At 41.0% G+C, this 20,508-nt stretch carries 22 protein-coding genes and 1 CRISPR repeat array; of the genes, 6 read left to right on the forward strand and 16 right to left on the reverse strand.

What is annotated here, in order from left to right; translation table 11 throughout:
• Nucleotides 1-35: 35 nt before the first annotated feature.
• The 5 genes from HEQ19_27555 to HEQ19_27575 all read right to left on the reverse strand — a co-directional run bounded on the left by HEQ19_27555 (nt 36) and on the right by HEQ19_27575 (nt 4,764).
• A complete protein-coding gene (locus tag HEQ19_27555; GenBank protein WYM02673.1) occupies nt 36-860 on the reverse strand; it encodes an NAD-dependent epimerase/dehydratase family protein in 825 nt (274 codons plus the stop codon).
• Nucleotides 861-1,267: 407 nt separating this feature from the next.
• The gene (locus HEQ19_27560) at nt 1,268-2,341 is read right to left on the reverse strand and encodes an ATP-binding protein (GenBank protein ID WYM02674.1); all 1,074 of its coding nucleotides are present in this window, start codon (nt 2,339-2,341) and stop codon (nt 1,268-1,270) included.
• 312 nt (nt 2,342-2,653) lie between these two features.
• A complete protein-coding gene (locus HEQ19_27565; protein ID WYM02675.1) occupies nt 2,654-3,301 on the reverse strand; it encodes a pentapeptide repeat-containing protein in 648 nt (215 codons plus the stop codon).
• A 209-nt stretch (nt 3,302-3,510) separates the two neighbouring features.
• On the reverse strand, nt 3,511-4,035 hold the full coding sequence (locus HEQ19_27570) for a hypothetical protein (GenBank protein WYM03660.2): 525 nt from the start codon (nt 4,033-4,035) through the stop codon (nt 3,511-3,513).
• 579 nt (nt 4,036-4,614) lie between these two features.
• A complete protein-coding gene (locus tag HEQ19_27575) occupies nt 4,615-4,764 on the reverse strand; it encodes a hypothetical protein (GenBank protein ID WYM02676.1) in 150 nt (49 codons plus the stop codon).
• 75 nt (nt 4,765-4,839) lie between these two features.
• On the opposite strand from HEQ19_27575, the gene HEQ19_27580 reads away from it, so the two are divergent.
• Nucleotides 4,840-6,099 (forward strand): transposase, encoded by a 1,260-nt coding sequence (locus tag HEQ19_27580; protein WYM02677.1) that lies wholly within the window; start codon nt 4,840-4,842, stop codon nt 6,097-6,099.
• Between the two features lie 130 nt (nt 6,100-6,229).
• Here the strand turns inward: HEQ19_27580 and HEQ19_27585 are convergent, their stop codons facing one another.
• Nucleotides 6,230-6,439 carry a hypothetical protein gene (locus HEQ19_27585; GenBank protein WYL98136.1) on the reverse strand — a complete coding sequence of 70 codons (210 nt, stop codon included), beginning with the start codon at nt 6,437-6,439 and terminating at the stop codon, nt 6,230-6,232.
• A gap of 27 nt (nt 6,440-6,466) precedes the next feature.
• On the opposite strand from HEQ19_27585, the gene aroF reads away from it, so the two are divergent.
• Nucleotides 6,467-7,336: a 3-deoxy-7-phosphoheptulonate synthase gene (aroF, locus tag HEQ19_27590; protein ID WYM02678.1), complete on the forward strand. Its 870-nt coding sequence runs from the start codon at nt 6,467-6,469 to the stop codon at nt 7,334-7,336.
• A gap of 119 nt (nt 7,337-7,455) precedes the next feature.
• Here aroF and HEQ19_27595 read toward each other — a convergent pair whose 3' ends face one another.
• The 3 genes from HEQ19_27595 to HEQ19_27605 form a co-directional block, all read right to left on the reverse strand.
• Complete coding sequence (locus HEQ19_27595) at nt 7,456-7,803, reverse strand: XisI protein (GenBank protein WYM02679.1); 348 nt, start codon at nt 7,801-7,803, stop codon at nt 7,456-7,458.
• On the reverse strand, nt 7,791-8,210 hold the full coding sequence (locus tag HEQ19_27600; protein WYM02680.2) for a XisH family protein: 420 nt from the start codon (nt 8,208-8,210) through the stop codon (nt 7,791-7,793). Before HEQ19_27600 ends, HEQ19_27595 begins: the two co-directional genes overlap by 13 nt.
• 346 nt (nt 8,211-8,556) lie before the next feature.
• Nucleotides 8,557-8,958: direct repeats of the CRISPR family, unit length 36 nt; unit sequence CCCTACCGATTAGGTTAAATCGGATTAGTTGGAAAC.
• Nucleotides 8,959-9,036: 78 nt separating this feature from the next.
• On the reverse strand, nt 9,037-9,213 hold the full coding sequence (locus HEQ19_27605) for a helix-turn-helix domain-containing protein (GenBank protein ID WYM02681.2): 177 nt from the start codon (nt 9,211-9,213) through the stop codon (nt 9,037-9,039).
• Between the two features lie 83 nt (nt 9,214-9,296).
• Between HEQ19_27605 and HEQ19_27610 the strand changes: the two genes are divergently transcribed.
• Complete coding sequence (locus HEQ19_27610; GenBank protein WYM02682.1) at nt 9,297-10,769, forward strand: transposase; 1,473 nt, start codon at nt 9,297-9,299, stop codon at nt 10,767-10,769.
• Here HEQ19_27610 and HEQ19_27615 read toward each other — a convergent pair.
• The 5 genes from HEQ19_27615 to ahcY all read right to left on the reverse strand — a co-directional run bounded on the left by HEQ19_27615 (nt 10,766) and on the right by ahcY (nt 15,018).
• The gene (locus HEQ19_27615; protein WYM02683.1) at nt 10,766-12,325 is read right to left on the reverse strand and encodes an NAD-binding protein; all 1,560 of its coding nucleotides are present in this window, start codon (nt 12,323-12,325) and stop codon (nt 10,766-10,768) included. The two genes, HEQ19_27610 and HEQ19_27615, sit on opposite strands and share 4 nt — an antisense overlap.
• Nucleotides 12,326-12,569: 244 nt before the next feature.
• Entirely contained in the window at nt 12,570-12,791 is a 222-nt protein-coding gene (locus tag HEQ19_27620; GenBank protein WYM02684.1) for a type II toxin-antitoxin system HicB family antitoxin, read from the reverse strand.
• Nucleotides 12,788-13,054 carry a type II toxin-antitoxin system HicA family toxin gene (locus HEQ19_27625; protein WYM03661.2) on the reverse strand — a complete coding sequence of 89 codons (267 nt, stop codon included), beginning with the start codon at nt 13,052-13,054 and terminating at the stop codon, nt 12,788-12,790. The genes HEQ19_27620 and HEQ19_27625 overlap by 4 nt, the downstream gene beginning before the upstream one ends.
• 257 nt (nt 13,055-13,311) lie before the next feature.
• Nucleotides 13,312-13,647: a hypothetical protein gene (locus HEQ19_27630; protein ID WYM02685.1), complete on the reverse strand. Its 336-nt coding sequence runs from the start codon at nt 13,645-13,647 to the stop codon at nt 13,312-13,314.
• A gap of 93 nt (nt 13,648-13,740) precedes the next feature.
• The gene (gene ahcY / locus HEQ19_27635) at nt 13,741-15,018 is read right to left on the reverse strand and encodes an adenosylhomocysteinase (protein WYM02686.1); all 1,278 of its coding nucleotides are present in this window, start codon (nt 15,016-15,018) and stop codon (nt 13,741-13,743) included.
• A gap of 484 nt (nt 15,019-15,502) precedes the next feature.
• Here ahcY and HEQ19_27640 point away from each other — a divergent pair, with 484 nt between their 5' ends.
• Both HEQ19_27640 and HEQ19_27645 read left to right on the forward strand, forming a co-directional pair.
• On the forward strand, nt 15,503-17,119 hold the full coding sequence (locus HEQ19_27640) for a mechanosensitive ion channel family protein (GenBank protein WYM02687.1): 1,617 nt from the start codon (nt 15,503-15,505) through the stop codon (nt 17,117-17,119).
• 362 nt (nt 17,120-17,481) lie between these two features.
• Complete coding sequence (locus HEQ19_27645) at nt 17,482-17,745, forward strand: hypothetical protein (protein ID WYM02688.1); 264 nt, start codon at nt 17,482-17,484, stop codon at nt 17,743-17,745.
• A 156-nt stretch (nt 17,746-17,901) separates the two neighbouring features.
• On the opposite strand, the gene HEQ19_27650 is transcribed toward HEQ19_27645, so the two are convergent.
• Both HEQ19_27650 and HEQ19_27655 read right to left on the reverse strand, forming a co-directional pair.
• Nucleotides 17,902-18,753: a DUF3050 domain-containing protein gene (locus HEQ19_27650; protein ID WYM02689.1), complete on the reverse strand. Its 852-nt coding sequence runs from the start codon at nt 18,751-18,753 to the stop codon at nt 17,902-17,904.
• A 276-nt stretch (nt 18,754-19,029) separates the two neighbouring features.
• Entirely contained in the window at nt 19,030-20,211 is a 1,182-nt protein-coding gene (locus tag HEQ19_27655) for a glycosyltransferase (GenBank protein ID WYM02690.1), read from the reverse strand.
• An 8-nt stretch (nt 20,212-20,219) separates the two neighbouring features.
• Between HEQ19_27655 and HEQ19_27660 the strand changes: the two genes are divergently transcribed.
• Nucleotides 20,220-20,477 carry a hypothetical protein gene (locus HEQ19_27660; GenBank protein ID WYM02691.1) on the forward strand — a complete coding sequence of 86 codons (258 nt, stop codon included), beginning with the start codon at nt 20,220-20,222 and terminating at the stop codon, nt 20,475-20,477.
• Nucleotides 20,478-20,508 lie beyond the last annotated feature (31 nt).

Consider the following 20,508-nt stretch of genomic DNA (forward strand, 5'->3'; position numbering starts at 1 on the left):
GGGTGCGTTATGGATCAGAATACGACACTGCCTAACTAAAAAATTATCTGTGGATATATTAACTTGTATCCAGCATCTTTGATTTTTTGATTTGATACCCAAGGATTATATGGGCGGTTACTTTTGAGGGAAGCATCCCAAATAATTGGCGGTAAATCGTGTTTTTTCAACACACCATCAATCAATTCTCGACTGATGAGATGACCATCATCTACTACATTGTAAATGTCTTGCAATTCCTGTTGACGAGCAAATTCGATAGCACCAACTATATCATCCAGGTGAATCCAATTCGTGATATCGTCGCCATTACCCGGACGGGTTGTACCAGCGACTCGACCAAATATTTTTACCAGTTCTCTACCCGGTCCATAAATTCCTCCCAAGCGCAAGATACAAATGCGGAGATTGGCGTTTGATATCGATAGCAAAATTTCTTCAGTTTCTCGCATAATTTCTGAGTTGCGATTGCTAGGTGCTACTGGTGTTTCTTCATCGACAAACGCACCATTTCGGTCACCATAAACAGAATAACTGCCTGTATATATTAATTGTCGTACACTGGTAATCTGTGGTAAAATAGAAACTAAAGTTTTGGCAGTTTGCAAATAGGCTTCTTCATAAGTATTTGCACCTTTTGCACCAACACTCAATAGCACAACATCTTGATTTTGTAATGCGGCTTTTAGTCCCTCTGGGTCATTACCTTGGGTGACTATAACTTCTGCTGCTACTGCTTTTAGTGTTGGTACACGCTCAGGGGTAGTTGTGGTTACAGTGACAACAAAATTAGTTTTTTCTTGCCAATATTTGGCAACAGCATAACCGACGTAACCACAACCAATGATTGCTATATTCATGAGTATTGAGACAGCCATCAGAAAAAATTCAACATTCAAAATTCAAATCAGACGGGGATTTAGACCCAGACTGAAAAAGCACTTATACCAATTCTATGTGAAACTGCACATTGAAGTCTAGTTTCTAGACAGATCAACCTAAGTAGGTCAGCGCAAATAAACCGTACGGTCGAGGGTCGTCATTTGTCCTTTGTCATTGGTCATTAGTAAGAGTTTCAGGCTTGTTTACTTTTCTTAACATAGTTTGGTTTATTTCTGCCTACTTACTTTCAGTCCCTGGCGGATTTGTTTTTCCGCGAAAATCTATAAATATTTAGTGATTAAAGTTGTGCATGATCTATCTGGTGCAAGATAGGAGCTAACGTAATTACTGGCGGATCTTTAACCCAAATCTCCCAATCCCCAGTTCAACGTAAGCTAGTAGCTAGTACGGGTATGGGAGCAGATATTTTGCTAATACTTGGTTGCTTGATAGGGAGTGCGATCGCAAATGTTGTCCCCTGACCTACCTCAGACTCACAAGTTAGTCTACCACCATGTTTTTCTACCACAATCTGGTAGCTAATCGATAAACCCAAACCGGTGCCAATTCCTACAGGTTTGGTGGTGAAGAAAGAGTCAAATATTTTGGCAAGATTTTCTTTAGAGATACCAGAACCGTTATCTGTTATTTTGACCAGCACCCAGGTTTCTTCTAAACGTTGTGTGGTAATAACAATTTCTTTGGATTTATGGATTTTTGTTTGCTCATCTAAAGCATCCATTGCATTGCATAAAATATTCATGAATACCTGGTAGAGCGAACCTGCATAACCGTCAATATTTGGTAATATACCGTAGTTACAAATAACTTTTATACCTTGTTTAATTCTGTTATTCAGAATTAGTAAACTACTATCAATACAAGCGTGTATATCTACTGGATGAAGTGCGGTTTCATCTAAGCGAGAAAAGTTCTTTAGACTCAAGACAATTTCCCGTGCGCGGGTAGCCCCTACTTGCATAGATTGTAAGAGATTAGGCAAGTCTTGTCGCAAAAATTCCAGATCGATTTGCTCAGATTGAGCTTGAATGACATCATCGCTGGCTTTTGCTTCGTAGGCTTCTAGTAGGGCTAGGAGATCTTGAAAGTAGGCGGTAGTATGTTGGATATTGCCGTAGATAAAGTTAACTGGATTGTTGATTTCATGTGCCACCCCTGCTAGCATCCGTCCCAGACTGGACATTTTTTCACTCTGAATCAACTGTTGGGAACTCTCCGCTTTTTGTTCTTCCAAAAGAGTGTTTACCCGTTGAATTAGTTGATTGAGAGAGATTGCTAATATTCCCACCTCATCGCGGGTGGTTACTGGTGCTTGCAGATGAAAGTTAGATTCTTGGGTAACTTTTCGGGCGATATTGGTAACAGCTTTTAGTGGACGAGCGATTATCCGACTAGTGTAAGTCGCTAACAAAATAGCGATCGCCACTGACAGCAACATACTAACACTAATAATCTCTTCTCTTATGGTTCTTGCGTACTTAGCGTGCTTAATTATTAATTAAAGTTTATAAATTTGCTTTAAAAGTAAGGCTTACAGGCGTTCATAATTTAATTTTTAGCAATATGATATAAAATACAGAAAATAATGGCTATTATCTTAGCTCTGCAAGGGTTTCAAGCTGATTTTTTAATAAATTCAGCACGCTAAGTACGGAAGAGCCGGATCTGCAAGGCACCGAAATAACAATCCAAAATCCAAAATTTAAAATCTAAAATTGGCACGGTCAACTATTTTTTATTTAAGAAGTACCTAACGATGAATCATACCATCAGGCATGATTGCACCAGCTAAATTAGCTCCAATCAGTTTAACAAGCAAGCGATCGCCAGAGCGAATACGCGCTCCCGTCAAGTCCGCACCCCGCAAGTCGGCTCCACTGAGATCAGCTCCAATCAAATTAGCAGAGCGCAAATTCGCTTCTCTTAAATCGGCTAAAAGTAGGTTGGCTCTAAACAAATTTGCCTCTGATAAATTTGCACCTCTAAGATTAACCTTATGCATAAAAGTATCACTCAAATTAGCACCAGTCAAGTTGGCATAACTCAAATTTCTACCAGATAAGTCTTTGTTGCTCAAATTTGCCCGACTGTAGTCTTTCCCACTTAAATCTGGGTTATTATTTGGTGATTGATAGGTCGCTTGAGATGTTTGTTTTGCTTGAGACGATTGTGAATCAGAGGTGGTTTGATAGTTGGCTTTAAAAGAACGCAATTTATCACGAGCTTCATTAATAGCTTTGAGCTTTTCTTGTGCTTTATTTTGTAAGCGGAGATTTTCCTTGGGAATGCGATCAGGATGCCAAACAAACACCAAATCTTTATAAGCCTGGTTCACTTCCTCAAGTGTTGCACCAGGCTCTAATTCCAAGATTCTATAATACCGCTCCAACTCGCTCATAGGATGTTTTCGTGGACAATCAACTTAATTATGAGTCATACCGCCCCCTAGGGACTTAATCCTTAATTAAATCTCTGTAATTTTGGGCAATTTCATATAAGATATAATTCGGTATTTTTCTGTACAATTTGTGATGATTTGAGAAATATCACCAAATTAAAACTATACTTTAATATATGGCGTAGCTGAATTCAACTATCTCCCCATACTTATCTACCAGTACGCCAACGGCTCCGCTCACTACCAGTCTCCCCATTTCTCCATCGATTCATAGCCCGCAAATAAGCCGCCAGTGGAATCTGATAAATCTCCACAAAAATCCAAAGAATAATTGCTAAATGCAACAAAAAAGTTAAAATAGTCCAGATAGATGGCAGCCAGGTAATGGGAGCATCTAGACTAGGGGGAAAATTGCAAGCTACTATACCAATCAGAGTAGTGGGTAGAATGATAAAAGCGATCGCCGCCAACCCATAACCCCAACCCAATTCCACACCCTCTAACTGGGCTTCTGTCCAATGAAAGCCATTCCAGCGCCAAATCAGAGGAGGTTGCCTAGAAGGCATCTTAATTTGCTGTTGTTCTAGATTAACAGTAAAAATCTCTTGGCAGAAATCACAAGCCATAGCTTCCATCAATGGCATATGAGTAATTTTACCTATGCGACACACAGGGCAAGGATAAGCCCCTTGATCGTTAAAAGATGTGGCTAAGATTTTTGAACTGGACAACATAAAGCTCAGTGGTACTAAAAAATTGTTCTAGTTACGAATTATCAATCATGAATTATAAAGAAGGCAGGATGAAAACCCTATACCCTATATAAAATGACCTGAAAACCGGGAATATTAGAAATAAGCGTCGTTTCTACCTAGAGTTACTACCCTGAAACCCTGATGATTGCGTGTCTATGTGTAAATTATGACCTGAGAATGTAAACTTATGTAAAATTTCGCAACTCAGGAATATGTCTTGATTGCCACAATATTACTGAGTTTAACGCTTTTTTGCGTGCTGTGGGGGTCTTGACGTAACCGACTGCCTCTGTTATGGTAGCTTCATATAAAGTCTACATTCAATTTACTAACTAAACGCGCCACGAAATGTACAGCAGCAGTTCCTACTTTTATTTTTGGTTTAAGGCGGTTCACCGGGGGTGAATTAAGTTTCCTAATGGAGACCGCCCGGTGAACCGCAGAGCAAACTCTGCGGTTTTTGTGTTTTCAGGAGAATTTCATCGTCATAGAAGTAACCCGATAGGCGCAAAACCCTGTGTCTTTTAGACTCCGGATGTAGCGCCAACGTTTAATTTATTAAACGTGATTTTTTCTTTTTGGTTCAGGTACAGAATCAATCAATTCTTCTATGATTTGAGTCATAGTTTTATCTTCTTCCACCGCTAATAAGCGTAGTTTATTAATTCTGCGTTCGCGTAAAAGTATATGTAATTGCTTTTTTGGCATATCATGTACTTTATGTGTACACAATCATCCTATCATATATACAGTTAACAAAATCATCAAGGAGGTGATTAAGTAATGCTGGTTTTAGAGTACAAAGTCAAAGCTAAAAAGCATCAATACGATGCAATTAATGAGGCTATCCGTACAACTCAATTCATCAGAAATAAAGCTATACGCTACTGGATGGATTCCCCAAAAGAAGCCAAAATTAATAAAATTGCTTTAAACAATTACTCAACAGCGTTACGCAAAGAGTTTAAATTTGTTGAGGAATTAAACTCAATGGCTTGCCAAGCTGCAACTGAACGAGCATGGTCTGCCATTGATAGGTTCTACCAGAACTGTAAGAAGAAGAGGCAGTGCGGTCTTGGGGTCTCCCCAAGTGGAGCAACTGCCGTAGTAGCAGGTAAAAAGGGCTATCCCCGATTTCAAAAAGATAACCGTTCGGTGGAATATAAAACCTCTGGATGGTCGTTAAATCCAACTAAAAGACGCATCACATTTACTGATAAAAAAGGTATTGGTGAAGTCAAGTTACTTGGTAAATGGGATATCCAAACTTACCCAGTTAAACTGATTAAGCGTGTTAGACTTCTCAAAAAAGCCGATGGATTCTATTGTCAATTCTGCATTGATGTAGATGTTGACTCTGAGTCTAGAATTGCTGACGGTGAAATAGGTCTAGACGTTGGTTTAGAGTTTTTCTACTCAGATTCAAATGGTAATCATGTAGAAAACCCTAGATTTTTAAGAAAAGCACAGATTGCAATTAAACACGCTCAACGCCAAATTTACAAAAAAGAGAAAGGTAAAAACAAACGACGGATAGCTAGCTCCAGATATGCACGGAAGCATTTAAAAGTAAGTAGGCAACGTAATGAGCATTCTAAGAGATTAGGACGCTGCGTATGCAAGGCTAACGCCTTAGTAGCTTATGAAGATTTAAATGTTAAAGGCATGGTAAAAAATCACTGTTTAGCCAAGAGCATTAATGATGTTTCTTGGGCACTGTTCCGTCGTTGGCTAGAATATTTTGCAGCTAAATTTAACAGCACTGTTGTTGCTGTCAATCCTAGAATGACATCTCAAAAATGTTCGGATTGTGGAACAATTGTCAAAAAATCCCTCTCAACTCGTAGCCATGTATGTAGTTGTGGCTGTAGTTTGCAGAGGGATGTTAGTGCTGCAAAAAATATTCTGAATCTTGCAAAAGCTAGCTTGGGGCACAAGCAAAGTAACGCTTCAGGAGTTGGAATCACTACGCTAGTTGGTGTAAACCTGCTAGAGCAAATTCTGACGATGAATGAAGAATCCCCCGACTTTCCGAACAAGTGAGCGAACGCGAAGCGTGTCGTTAGACAATGCGAAACTTGTTCAGTCGGGGGAGTGTCAAAGCTTTTACTTTTGGCCCAGAGCAAATTCCGGGTAAATAGCGTCATGCCGATAAATCATAACGCGCCCGGAACTAAAAGTTTCCGGGCTTTTTTGTTAGTAGGGACTGGGGACTGGGAACTAGGGACTGGGGACTGGGGAGAATAATAACTCCAAACTCCTCACTCCCAACTCCCAACTCCTCACTCCCAACTCCCAACTCCCAATCCCCAACTCCCAATCCCCAATTCCCAATTCCCAATCCCCAATCCCCAATCCCCAATCCCCAATCCCCAATCCCCAATATCTAATTTTTCAGGAGAATCGAACCATGATTAATGCCAAACTGACAGTACAATCTCATCCTCAGCATCAGACAATTGTCAAACTGACAGAAAAAGTCGCCTTCGGTGGCGAAGAATTGGTAATTATTGGTGGTCCTTGCACAGTAGAAAGCTTAGGACAAATGGAGACAGTAGCCGAAAACCTAGCTGCTGCACCTGTACAGGCCTTGCGTGGTGGAGTCTACAAACCCCGGACTTCTCCCTACGCCTTCGGTGGAATGGGAGAGGAAGGATTAGAAATTTTGGCTGCAGTGCGATCGCGCTATAATATCCCCGTGGTAACTGAAGTGATGACAATTTCCCAAATTGAAGTAGTTGCTGCCCATGCTGATATGCTGCAAGTTGGTAGCCGCAATATGCAAAACTTCGACTTGCTTAAAGCCTTGGGACAAGCTGGTAAGCCGATATTGCTCAAACGTGGCTTCGCGGCGACAATTGAAGAATTCGTCATGGCAGCCGAATATATTTTAAGCCACGGTAATCCTGATGTGGTTCTGTGTGAGCGGGGTATCCGCAGTTTCGATAATTACACCCGCAATGTGCTGGACTTAGGCGCAGTAGCAGCTCTCAAGCAGATTACTCACCTACCAGTGATTGTAGATCCATCCCATGCCGTCGGTAAACGGGAACTGGTAGCACCAATGGCTAAAGCCGCTGTGGCTTGTGGTGCAGATGGGTTAATTATTGAATGTCACCCAGAACCAGAAAAATCTGTTTCTGATGCTCGTCAAGCTTTGTCTTTAGAAGATATGGTGAATTTGGTTGATAGTTTAAAGCCTTTAGCTGCAGCCGTTGGGCGGAATATATCAGAAATGGGGGTAGGTTTTAAATCTACCCCCATTTATTGTGCAGCTTGAATGTAATTAATTTCCCTGTTTGAAAAAGCAGGGGGTAGCAACAAGCAAGAGTGCGATCGCTTATTTTTCATCACAGCCATTTTTACCACAACGCGATCGCCTCTTTCAACCTTCTGCTTTTAACCCACTGCATAGTCACTCATTTCCCGCATGAAAGGAGGATGAAAACCTAACACAATATCTTGTTTTGGTACGCCCAACTCGACTAACTCTGCTGCAATATCATGCTCTGTTGAATTGTAAAAAATCCAGATTTTCTCGTTGCGAATATCAAGATGTATTACACAATCATGCACCCAGCGCTTATGCTGCCAACCTAGATGCACAATTTGATAGTGATGGCGCTGCGTATCAAAAATAGTTTCAACTTCAATCTCTCCATAAGCTGGCTTACTTTGGGCATAACCCATCAACAATTGCTGCACAATTTGCTGATAGTGAGTTAATTTATCCGTCACTCCTTCCATAGTGAAATTTGCTCCAATTTAATATCGTAAACAATTATTTTTACGGAATTTTCTTGCAGCATTGAGGCGGGAAAATCAAGTTGAAAGAAACTGTTATAGACTAGATCGGGTACGGCTAGATAGAGAATGCGAGCGGGTTCTTCACGACGCAATGCAGCCCGATAGTTAATAAACTGCCCCAGTGCTGTATGAAACTCAGAAATTGCCGAAGCACTAGCCAAAAAACTTTTGACTTCCACTGCAATTTTCTCATTTCCTCGCTCTGCCGCCAGTAATCGTTCTGCCCCCAAGTCAATTTCCATATCTACACCACCTACTTTAATCTGAAGCGGATCGTGAGTAATCTTCCACCCATCCTTAGCAAGAGCAGTCTTAACAACTTGATGAAAACGATCCTTGGCCACAATAGATTATCCGAGCTAGAGGTGTTATTCAAACCTATCACACCAAGCAAAAGAGCGATTGCCTACGGCACTGCGCTCCGCGCGATCGCGCTACAATATCCCCGTGGTAACAGAAGTGATGGCTATTTCCCAAAGTTAGTTTTGAGGAGCGATTTTGTATCAACGTTATCAACACCACTCGCCAAATCGCTGAAACCCTATATTTTTCGTTGAGTGGTGTCGATTGCTTACACAGCAAGTATTTGAGGTATGTGTGTTGTGCTTTTTGGCGCAAGTTGTTATAGTTTTTTTTGAGTGGTGTCGATTTGCAGGCTAAAACCCTTACGGGGCTTGGGCTGCTAGACGAACTCCCTACCGATTAGGTTAAATCGGATTAGTTGGAAACGTTGAAGGTGCCTATCTGGGTTCCTTCAATAGTAACCCTACCGATTAGGTTAAATCGGATTAGTTGGAAACGAGGCAGTCGATCTGAAGCAAACCCTGCTGGGTCTGCTTGCCCTACCGATTAGGTTAAATCGGATTAGTTGGAAACACTCTAGTCTGTTTTGCTGCTGTTGTTGGTTCTACTGCCGTCCCTACCGATTAGGTTAAATCGGATTAGTTGGAAACTATTGAGGAAGCTACTGATTTTTCCTGAAATACCCCTACCGATTAGGTTAAATCGGATTAGTTGGAAACAGACCGAACAAACCACTGACGATTGGTTTTTTCATGACCCTACCGATTAGGTTAAATCGGATTAGTTGGAAACTTGTTAATGGAAAATTCACAATAGTTAAAGGCGGAAGCCCACGAGTATGTGGGTGACTAAGGAACCCACATACGTCCTTTAGGCGTGGGAGGAAGCCGCAGGCACTTTTAAGTGCCGTCCCCATCTTTCAACTAATTCGCTAACACTGACTCCTTCAGATTCGGCTACTTGTTTTAAAGTATCCCAAGTAGAAGGAGTTAGCCAAATCGCTTTTCTAACCTTTGCTTCATCATAAAACAAAGGCTCGTTTCTCATTGCTTTCTTTTTAGGTCTTGGTGTTGACATTTTTAGCTGGATACACTAAGCTAATACTAGGTCTATAAACAAGATAAGTCAAGATGCAAGTTAGCTGCCAGTACAAATTGCGCCCTCACCAAGGTCAACTAAAAGTCATGGATTCTTGGCTAGATATGCAGCGTAGTTTGTACAACTGGTTTTTAGCTGACCGCATTGACGGTTATTATCAAACCTTTATCATGGGTGAGTATTGCGATATCAGAACAAAATCTGAGCGATGCCCATTAACTTGTTCGTTGAACAAAAACTCAAGCCTGCACAATCCTTGGAAAAATCCAGACAAAAACGGAGTAGTTAAAAAGCGTTCTGCCAGTTTAATGCAAGATGCTTATCTGGCAGAAATGAAGCAAGCTAGACCTTGGTATAAAACAATCCACTCAAACGTGTTGCAGATGCTGGTTAAGCGTCTTGATGCAGCGATGGAAGGTTTCTTTAAACATGGTCGTGGCTTTCCTTCATTCAAAAACAGGTCTAACTTTCGTTCTTTCCAGTACAAGCCAGGTGACGTTAAGCTTGATGGCAACAAAATATATCTGCCATCAATAGGGTGGATGCGTTTTTACAATTCTCGCCCCATTCCCCAAGGCTTTCAAATTCGTACAGTCACCCTACGAAAAAAAGCAGATGGTTGGTACACGAGTATATTAATTAGGGATGATTCAGTTCCCGATTATCCAACTCCAAAAAAAGTTAATACTGTTGTGGGGTTGGACATGGGATTAACAAAGCTTGTTCATTGCTCAGATGGTTCTGACTTTGACAATCCCCGTCCTAGTACCTCCAAAAAGGGAAAGCGTACTTTAAAAATCAGGCAGCGACGATTATCCAGGAAAAAAAAAGGTAGCGCTAATCGTCACAAACAAGCGCAAAAAGTTGCTCGACTCCACAAAAAACATGCTGATAAACGTAGTGCTTATCAATGGTTTGTAGCCAACAAGATAGTCAATAAGGCTGATGCCATTAGCGTAGAAGACTTGAACATCAAAGGGATGAAGGCAAAGTGTAAACCCAAACCTGATGATGTCAAACAAGGTCGATTTCTCAAAAATGGTCAATCTGCTAAACGCGGATTGAACCGTTCCATTTCGGATGCTTCATGGGGAACTTTGATAGAAAAAATTCAGTACGCGGCTGCAAAGTCGGGAAAAAGTTTTTTCAAGGTAGACCCGAAAAATACAAGCCGCACCTGTTCTAAGTGCGGTGTTGTTGATGCCTTGTCTCGCTTTGGAGAAAAGTTTGTTTGCACATCATGCGGACATGAAGCACACGCGGACAAACAAGCTGCTCTTAACGTCAAGATTAGAGCCGTTAAAGACAACCAGCTTGTTATCAAAAAAATTAAAAAGGTACGCTCTTACTCTGCGAAACCCAAACAGTTAACACTGTTTGAAACGCCCACCGTTGAATCAACAACGGGTAAAAGGATACAACACCGCGCTCTTAAGAGCAAACGCAGTGTGCCTGGGAACCCGCCAACTCAATTGAGTTTATGGGATATTGGGGACTTGGCTTAGTCTTCAAGAATCCCACACCTTCTAGGTGTGGGAGTGTCAACAAACGCAGATCCTGCAAAAGCTTCTGCAGCCAGCGGATAAGCTTGCAATATTCGGGCATGGGGAAGTAACCGGGAGATATTCTTGGTGAACAGTGGATCAAAAGTACGAATCACCAAATTCGCTACAGAATTCATTGTACTTGTGCGTAATCCAATTTCCAGGTTTGCCACTTCATCATCAGTCAAGACCATGACACTTTTAGCCGTGGCGATGTTCGCCTTCATCAAGCCTGGGATAGAATGATCAATGACCAAAGGCAACTCGGGTAGGACATCGGCATCAGTACTGCTGCTATGAATAGCAACTAAGGGTTGGTTCAGGTCTTGCAGCAGCTTTGCGACCCGGCGACCCAATCGCCCCAAACCGATCAGCACCACATGATCCTGTCGTGGTATCGGGGGACGACGTTTCAAAAGTTGAAATCGGGTAGATAGGACACGCTCAGTTAACATCGCGTAAAAAATGCCCACAAATACTGTACCACCTACAGTGAGGCTGATGCTATAAAGATGTAGCCACCAGGGAATAGGAAAAGGTAGTTTGAGTTGCCCAAACAAGTTATCATAACCACCAATTGCTAGCACTAGAGACACATTCAAAGCATCCTGTATACTAATATGTGGGTATTGCAACTTGTACAGCACAGTACCCAGCAAAAACAGACTGACCATAATTCCCGCAGAGAGAATTGCCACCTGCTGGGTTTGATTTTGGTGGATACTTTGCCAAACCTGCTGCAACCGACCCTTGAGCCTTACCAACTCCAAATTACCGATAATTTCCTGCCAAAATTGACGACGATTGGCTTTGGCGACTGTGGTCGAGACGCTTGTCACTTGTCCAGTGATCTCAATATAAGTCACAGTATCCCCAGCCACGAGACGGGAGTCCGGCTCCCATTCATAAAAATCAACATCTGCAGTAGTATGACCATTGTGGGTCAGAATCCGCTGGTTAAAACTGTTAAGTTCATGCAGCAGGCGGATATTGCACCAGCGATGCTTATCATGAATTTGGACATTGACTACCCGCACAACAGAATGTTCCAGGGTGAAAAATCCCTGAATTTCGCCCCCTAAAGCAGCCAGTGCAAAAGCAGTTGCTGGGAGTTGGGAAGCTTCAAAAGCAATGTAATTACCCAGATGTTCCTGCAGCAACTCATTGAGACTCTCCTGATCTGAGCGTACCACCAAACGGGCATAGGGATTCAACCTTCTAATTGTGAAAGCCGCTTCAATATTCACACGCTGGTCACTGGTGACTATGAGGACTGCTCGATACTGCTCAATATTAGCTTGTTGCAAAACCTTCGGCTGACGACAATCACCAATTATCAGCCGATCTATTAAATCAAGGAGTTCTGGGATTTCCCAGTGAGGGTTATCCGTGACATTGATTGCATTGACAATCACATCAAACTCTTTCAGTACAGATACACAATGCTGTCCTAGTCTGCCGAGTCCACAGACTAAAAAACAAGACTGTTCAGATTTGTCAGTTGCTTGAGTGTTCACCTTCACTCATTGATAATTACTTATTGTACAGAAGAAGTTGCCATTTATTCACTCTGTTTTGTCTCAAACTACCTGTAGTATAGTACATTTGTATTGATTAATTATTACTTTGATGGTAAACAGACCCGCGTTGTAGGGGTTTAGCAATGCTAAACCCCTACGACATCTCCGGTTTTTTGGAGCCACATATTTTGTGTTTTTTGTCAATGCGTAAGTCCTAATAGGAATGAATCATGAAAAATTACTATGAAGCTATCTGATAAATTACAGGTTTATATCTGGCTTCTGGAATCGGTTTACCTTCTATTTCCGCAGCTTCTAACCAAACAGCTTTAGCTTTCAGAACTTCTTGCAGTGCTTCTTCTTCAGTTAAACCAAATCCTGAACAATATTTTAAATCAGGAATATCAGCTATATAACCTTCATCTTCTTTACTGTAGAAAATATTAATGTGATAGTGCTTCATTGCTCATCCTCCAAAGTGAGTGCATATTCTTCAATCAAAATCAAAAATTGACGAACCTGATAAGGAATAGCTTTACCATTGCGATTTTGTAAGTTAATAAGTTCAGGGATAGTTGGATGAGTAAAAATGTGATGACTACCGTTGATACGTGATAACGAAAAACCAAAGGCTTCAACTAAAGTCACCAAATCATCGAATTGAATATTTCTAGAGCCAGAAAGGACTTTTTCTAGTAATACCATTTCACCAAAACTCTGATACATATAGATTTCCCGTAAGGGCACGGCATTGCCGTGCCCCTAGCAACGTATTTGTATCATACTTAAAGTGAAACGGTATAACTTACGCTTTTTTGACATTACTGTATTTTATCATTTTTTCAGATCAAATTTTATCCTACTATCATTATTCTTTACCTAGTAATAATTCGTAGGTTGGGTTAAGCAAAGCGCAACCCAACGCAATAAAATTATAAAGATGTTGGGTTTCGTTCCTCAACCCAACCTACATCACTACATCACTAAATTGTCTGGCTATTGTTTGCTTTATCTAACCAAGTGCAAAATTCTGATTTACTACTAAAAACTTCTGTAGTTTCTCCATCAAAAATAAAATTATTAGTATTTATTACCCTATAGGTATAGAAAAATGTTTGACATCCTGGATAAGGACTTCCATCATCATGTTCTCGTTCATATTCAATTGATACTCCATCTTTAAATTTGTAAATCACAGTTGTAGTATTTATATTGCTGCCTGTACCATCAGTTGTGTTTTTGGAAGAAGATTCACAGCTTAAAATTTCTTCAGAACCAGCTTCAATTTTTTGAACATAGTCAACAAGTCTCTTCTTCATAAGAAGACAATTAAACTCTATAAATTGATTACACCATTATAAATTAGGGATAAGCAAAACGCCTATCCCCCAAAAAATCAACTAATCAAAGTATCAAGTACCAGAAGTCCAAGAATTGATATACTCAATTTGCTCTGCAGTCAAACTATCAATGGTAATACCAATAGCTTGCAACTTCAAACGAGCAATTTCTTGATCAACTTCAACAGGAATAGAGTGCAAACCAGGAGCCAACTTACCGTGATTCTTCACCAGGTATTCACAAGCCAAAGCTTGGTTAGCAAAACTCATATCCATAACTGCGCTGGGGTGTCCTTCAGCAGCAGCCAAATTAATCAAACGTCCTTGTCCGAGAACGACAACGGATTTACCATTTGTCAATTTATACTCTTCGGTGAAAGGACGGACATCCTTGATTTCCTTAGCATTAGCAGCCAAGTATTTCAAATCAAGTTCCAAATCAAAGTGACCAGAATTACAAACAATCGCCCCGTCTTTCATCACATCGAAGTGTTCACCACGGACGACGTGCTTGTTACCAGTCACAGTGATAAAAATATCACCTTGGGGTGCTGCTTCCGCCATTGGGAGAACGCGGAAACCATCCATAACGGCTTCAATAGCCTTGATGGGGTCGATTTCGGTGACGATGACGTTAGCACCCATACCACGGGCGCGGAGGGCTGTACCCTTACCACACCAGCCATAACCGACAACGACAACGTTCTTACCAGCTAACAAAATATTTGTAGCGCGGATAATTCCATCTAAGGTAGATTGACCAGTACCATAGCGGTTATCAAAGAAGTGCTTGGTGTCTGCGTCGTTAACGTTGACTGCGGGGAAGGTGAGAACGCCTTCTTTAAACATGGCGCGTAACCGCACAATACCGGTGGTAGTTTCTTCGGTGCTACCAATCAAATCAGCGATTTGGTGTTGGCGTTGTTGTACCAAAGTTGCAACCACGTCGCTACCGTCATCAACAATGATATTGGGGCGATGATCTAAAGCTATTTGAACGTGGCGATTATAGGTGGCGTTATCTTCGCCTTTTTGAGCAAAGACAGGAATTTCATGATCGACGACGAGGCTAGCAGCTACGTCATCTTGAGTTGACAAGGGATTACTAGCAATCAACACAGCATCAGCACCGCCGGCTTTGAGCGCAATGGCTAGGTGTGCTGTTTCTGTAGTCACGTGGGCGCAAGCGACAAGGCGTAGCCCCGCAAAGGGTTTTTCTTGAGCAAAGCGATCGCGGATTTGCTTTAATACTGGCATTTCGCGTCCGGCCCATTCAATACGCTGTCTTCCCAAGGGAGCTAGGGCGAGGTCTTTAACCTCGTGCTTTAATCGGGGAGAAGTTGCGGTCATCAAAAATTACCTCTAAAAAGTCACAAAAGGTACCTAATCTCTTAGGCACTTTACTAGATTATTCCACGGCTAGCAATTTTTGGCTGTAATCTCCAAACACTTAGTCCATGATTTATGGATATCATTGACATACTCCCTGATCTGAAAGTTCAGGGATTCTGGATTCAAACAGCAATAGCAGGCATAGCCCGTCTTACATCACCTAGCCCGACAGACAATGCCCTGCCTGTTGCCACTATTTTACCAAAAAGCCGTCCTAGAAGGACGGCGGCTCTAGACCCAGTTTTTTTGGTAAACTTTGTCTGCAGCTTTTTTATTTTTATTTTATCTTTGATTAGAGAATAATCTCAGATGCTTCTAGCCATTTGTTGTTAGAGTAAATAAAATCAAATGTCATCTGTCTAAAGGTAGAGAGTTATCAAATTTATTTTCGAGGACGGCTCAAGAAGTACTCAATGTTAGTTTTGCTCAAGGAGGTGCTTTAGTGCGCTTAAAATTTTTGGCCATCGCAGGTTCAATGGTGTTTGCTATTGCGTCTGTACCAAAAGCTACAGCCCAAATTCCCTTTTTACCTCACTTGGAAACTCCCAGCAGTTTGAGTAATGACTCAGACAATAAAATTGTTTCTGGCTGGATTTATTTAGATGGTCGTCGGTTGTTTCAGATAGCGGACTCGAAAAATAATTTTTCTGAGCGCTTACAAAATATCCAACAAAATTTGCATGAAATTACCCAAAATTTCTTTCGCTCATCTGAACCATCAATCAAGGTTAAAGTCCGGACGCTAAACGAATTACCAGTAATTTACGTCAACAATCGCTACTTAATGACCATCACTCCCGAAGATGCTAGACTACGCCAGGGGAGTCTATTAACATCAGCCAATCAAATCACCAATGTCTTGCAAGAAGATTTGCAACTAGGAAAGCAAGAGCGACAAACTCAGTTTTTAATCCAACAAGGTACAATTGCAGCTGCGAGTCTATTGGCGATGATGCTTCTAAGTTGGGGGTTACGTCGTTGGCAACGACACTTAAAATATGATTTATTACAGCCCATACCCTCGACTTCACCGACAGCTAAACTAATTACAAAACAACTGAATCAACAACAACATCAGCATTTACAAGAAGTCAAAAAACGACTGTTTCAGCTAACTCAAACAGGGATTTGGGGAAGCGGCACCTTTATGATTTTAGGTCTTTTTCCATATACGCGAGCGCTCCAAGTTGGAATTCTCTCAGCCGCCCAAATTCCTTTGAAATTGTGTATCGTCGGACTGGGAACTTATGTAGCTGTGCGTTTGAGTTATGCTTTGATTGACCGCTTTACCTCCACTATCGTCAGCAGTAGTGCTTTGCTAACTCCAGAAACCTCTGAACGTTTGCAACTGCGAGTTTCCACATTTTCTGGCGTGACCAAAAGTATTACTACGATCAGCTTTGTGGGAGTTGGAATTTTGCTAGCCTTGATATCATTGGGGATAGATATCGTTCCCTTACTAGCTGGTGCAGGTTTAGTCGGTGTTGCGGTTTCTCTGGCTTCACAAAACCTAATTAAAGATGCGATTAACGGGTTTTTAATTATTCTCGAAGACCAGTACGCTTTAGGCGATATGATCACCGTCGGTACCGTCGGCGGCTTAGTCGAAAATCTCAATTTGCGGATGACCCAAGTTAGAGATTCTGAAGGGCGTTTAATCACAATTCCCAACAGTGAAATTAAAATTGTCGCCAATCTTTCTAGTCGCTGGTCACGAGCAGATTTAACAATTCCAGTTTCCTACCAAACCGATGTAGACGAAGCTTGGAAATTGATTGAAAATGTCGCTTTAGAGATGAATCAAGACCCCATATGGCAACATAAAATCCTGGAAACACCTAAAGTTTTAGGAATAGAAACCTTTGGCGATCGCGGCTTAATGATTCGGTTGTGGATTAAAACCCAACCCCTCAAACAATGGGATGTAGCGCGAGAATATCGCCGCCGCCTGAAAGTCGTCTTTGACCGCGCAGGTATTCACATTCCTGTACCTCAACAAGCGAATTGGATTAATGATAATCACTTGTTGAATTTGCCAGATAATGGCAATACAAATTAGTTAGTTGAGGAATGGGGACGGCGATTAAAATCGCCCGCGCCTAGGACGTGTTTTCAAAGTCTTATACAATACCACTAAAACGCTGACACATGTAGGAGCGAGTGGGGGCACGGCATTGCCGTGCCCCTACAGATGGTATCATATCGTGTGGATTTAGGGGTATCTGAAAATTTATCCGGCTAAACAAATAGTTTGAAATCGCGGGACTAGCCCCCATAAATAGAATTTAGGGGCTTACCCGGCGCGGATAACTCGGTCAAATTGACAGCTATGCACTTGCCAACTTGGTACATATGTACTATAAATAAGGATAACGTCCACTCTGTGACAGCCCCTCAAAGATGGATTTAAAGGTTACTCCTATGCTCAAGCACTACATTCTCAGCCTCAATCCGACAGCTAAACATGAATGGGATCGGTGCATTTTACGTGACCCATTGACCGCAAAACGCCCAGACATTGCGAAATTAATCGCCGAGGTGGTGGATGCTGATACGGGGAGTTATTTGGTGAGTGTTAATATCGAAGTCAAAGTTTTGGAACAAGCTACAGTAGCGCCAGCAGAGCAACTATCGCTGTCATTTTCAGAGGTATCTGTCCCCTCGCAACTGCGGGAAGCGGCGTAGTTTCTCCGTAGGTCAGCGTAAATAAAGTAGGGGCGCAAGGCCTTGCGCCCCTACAGACTATGGAACAACGCCAAAAACATAGAATGTAGAATCTACTACATAAAACAATGACAAATGACGACCCTTACCACTAAGGTTTATTCGCGCCAAACAAGATTAGCGAACATGTTGTACTTCCATCAAATGCAATACACCATCCCAAAGAGCATAACGTACTTTGAGTGAATTTAACGCCGAATCTAGAGCTTGCTTCCACTTGGTGATGTCTTTACCACAAAGATTTTTTAACAACTGCTGTCCCATTGGAGCATGTTGTTGTTCATCTAGATTACTATGTCGATCTAGGTAAATATGTAAAGCATCGAAAGTAAAGCCATCAGAATTTGATAAAGTTGCCAAAATTTTCCGAAACATAGCCGGAATAATATCTTCTCGTCCCAGTAAAAAGGCTGCTGCTACTTCGTGAGTTGACTTACTTGTGGTTGCTAAAGTCGATATCACAAAAGCTTTTGTAGATTCAGGTATTGCAAGATCAGTCAGCGCTTGTTCTACAGTAAATCCTTGCTTTACAGCATAAATAAAATTTTGGATTTGACTGGTATCAGCACCAAGTTCATTCATGGCTTCGAGATATAGATGAAAATGACTGATGTAATACCCTGGATAAATTTCATCAGTTTCTTCAGCCAGAACAATTTCGTTTACTAACCTAGCTGAAAGAATATCTGTTGGTGGAAGCCAAGGCACATCTACGCAAGTTAATCTGTTTTGGAGAGTTTTAATCAGTGACATGAAATCCCAAACAGCAAATACATGGGATTCCATAAACAACTGTAAAGATGCACGAGAATTCAATCGTTGATAAACTGGGTGATTGACAAGAGCAATACGAGCGGAGTCAAGATTGTCTATAAGTTGCAGATACAGAGAGTTTATTTCATCTATATCTGACTGTGGATTTGTATTTGATTTTTCACTGGGAAACTGGTCTAGATCAAAAATAGTCATTATTGCTCACTCATTAAATGAAGGACAATTGATCCAGATGCATCCCACTTTTGCCAAAACAAGGCTAGGGCGAGCCTCTGGCTCACCTGTAGGTGTATGGAAGATGCTGACCACAAAAGCGTGGTAAGCATTTTTTCATTTAGCTAGTTGCTATATATATTACTATATTAGATATTTTATGCGGGAATTAAAACGGAATAAATAACTAAAATATTTTCCTAAAATTCTCTATTAAAAAAATAAGTAAAATATTTTTTTAATAGAGCAAAAAAAGGCTCACATCATATCAAGATGTGATATCTCAAGTATCTGATTTACCTTGACCAATGATTTGAGCAATTGGGCTATTTGCTGATTAATAGCTGTGACATCAAAGCGCTGACTGGCTGTAATCCTGGCATGATTTGCTATAATTTTAGTTTGTTCTATTTCTTGATAACAGGTATTAATCACTTGTGCCAGTTCTTGCGGCTCTCCTGGTGTAACTAGAAAACCATTAATTCCATGTTCTACTAGTTCAATTGCACCGCCAGCTTTGGCTGCAATTACAGGTTTTCCGCATAACATAGCTTCAACAATTACTCTACCAAAGGGTTCGGGAGCGGTGGAGGTATGGACAACTAAATTACAAGCTGCCATTAACTGAGGAATATCTGAGCGAAATCCTAAAAATTTGATGCGTTTTTCCAGTCCTAATGCTGCAATTTGTTGGTGCAGTTTTTGGACATAATCTTGTTCACCAAATAGGGCATCACCAACTAAAATTGCTGTGACATTTGGCGGACATTTAGCAAGTGCATCAATTAAAATATGCTGCCCTTTCCAAGGTGCAAGCCGGCTGAAGTGTCCAACTACAAATTGTCCTTCTATTTCTAATTTATGCTGCAATTGCTTGACATCTGGTTCACAAGTTTGATAAATTTTTGGTTCAAAGCCGTTATAAACCACAGTAGTAATTTCTGGGCGTCCTCCCGCTTGCACAAAGGCTGTTTGACTGGCTTGGGAATTGGCAATTACTAATGATGCGAATCGATTAGCTAAGGTAACAGCAATGCGAAGATTAGTTTGACTAAAATGTTCTGTTGAAAGAATATCGTGTAAATGATAAACTAGAGGACGACGGGCAAAAAAACTAGCTATTGCGCCAATGACTAATGCTTTTTGCGTGTTGGCATAGATTAAATCGTATTCTCTAGCTTTTTTTGCTACTTTAATAATTAAAGGTACTAGTTGTCCTAAACTACCTAAGCCTTTGAGTAAACTGCTTTCTTTACGAACTTGGATGGGTTGATTTGTGAGAACTTCAACGGGGATGTGATTCTGTTGTAGTAAACTTTTAAAATCCCCATCTGCAAATAAGCCGACAAGAGAGCTATCGCGATAGGGTTTAGCAATATCTATTAAACATAATTCTGCACCGCCTGGTTTACCGCTTTGGTCTAAAAATAGAATTTTCATAAATTCATTTGTTATTGGTCATTGGTCATTACTCATTACTCATTACTCATTACTCATTACTCATTACTCATTACTCATTACTCATTACTCATTACTCATTACTCATTACTCATTACTCATTACTCATTACTCATTACTCATTACTCATTACTCATTACTCATTACTCATTACTCATTACTCATTACTCATTACTCATTACTCATTACTCATTACTCATTACTCATTACTCATTACTCTTTGTCATTTGTCATTTGTAACGGATTGAGGTATATTGGTCTGTCCCTAATCCCTAATCC

Source organism: Gloeotrichia echinulata CP02, from assembly GCA_038087035.1.
In the GTDB taxonomy this organism is placed as follows: Bacteria; Cyanobacteriota; Cyanobacteriia; order Cyanobacteriales; family Nostocaceae; genus Gloeotrichia; species Gloeotrichia echinulata.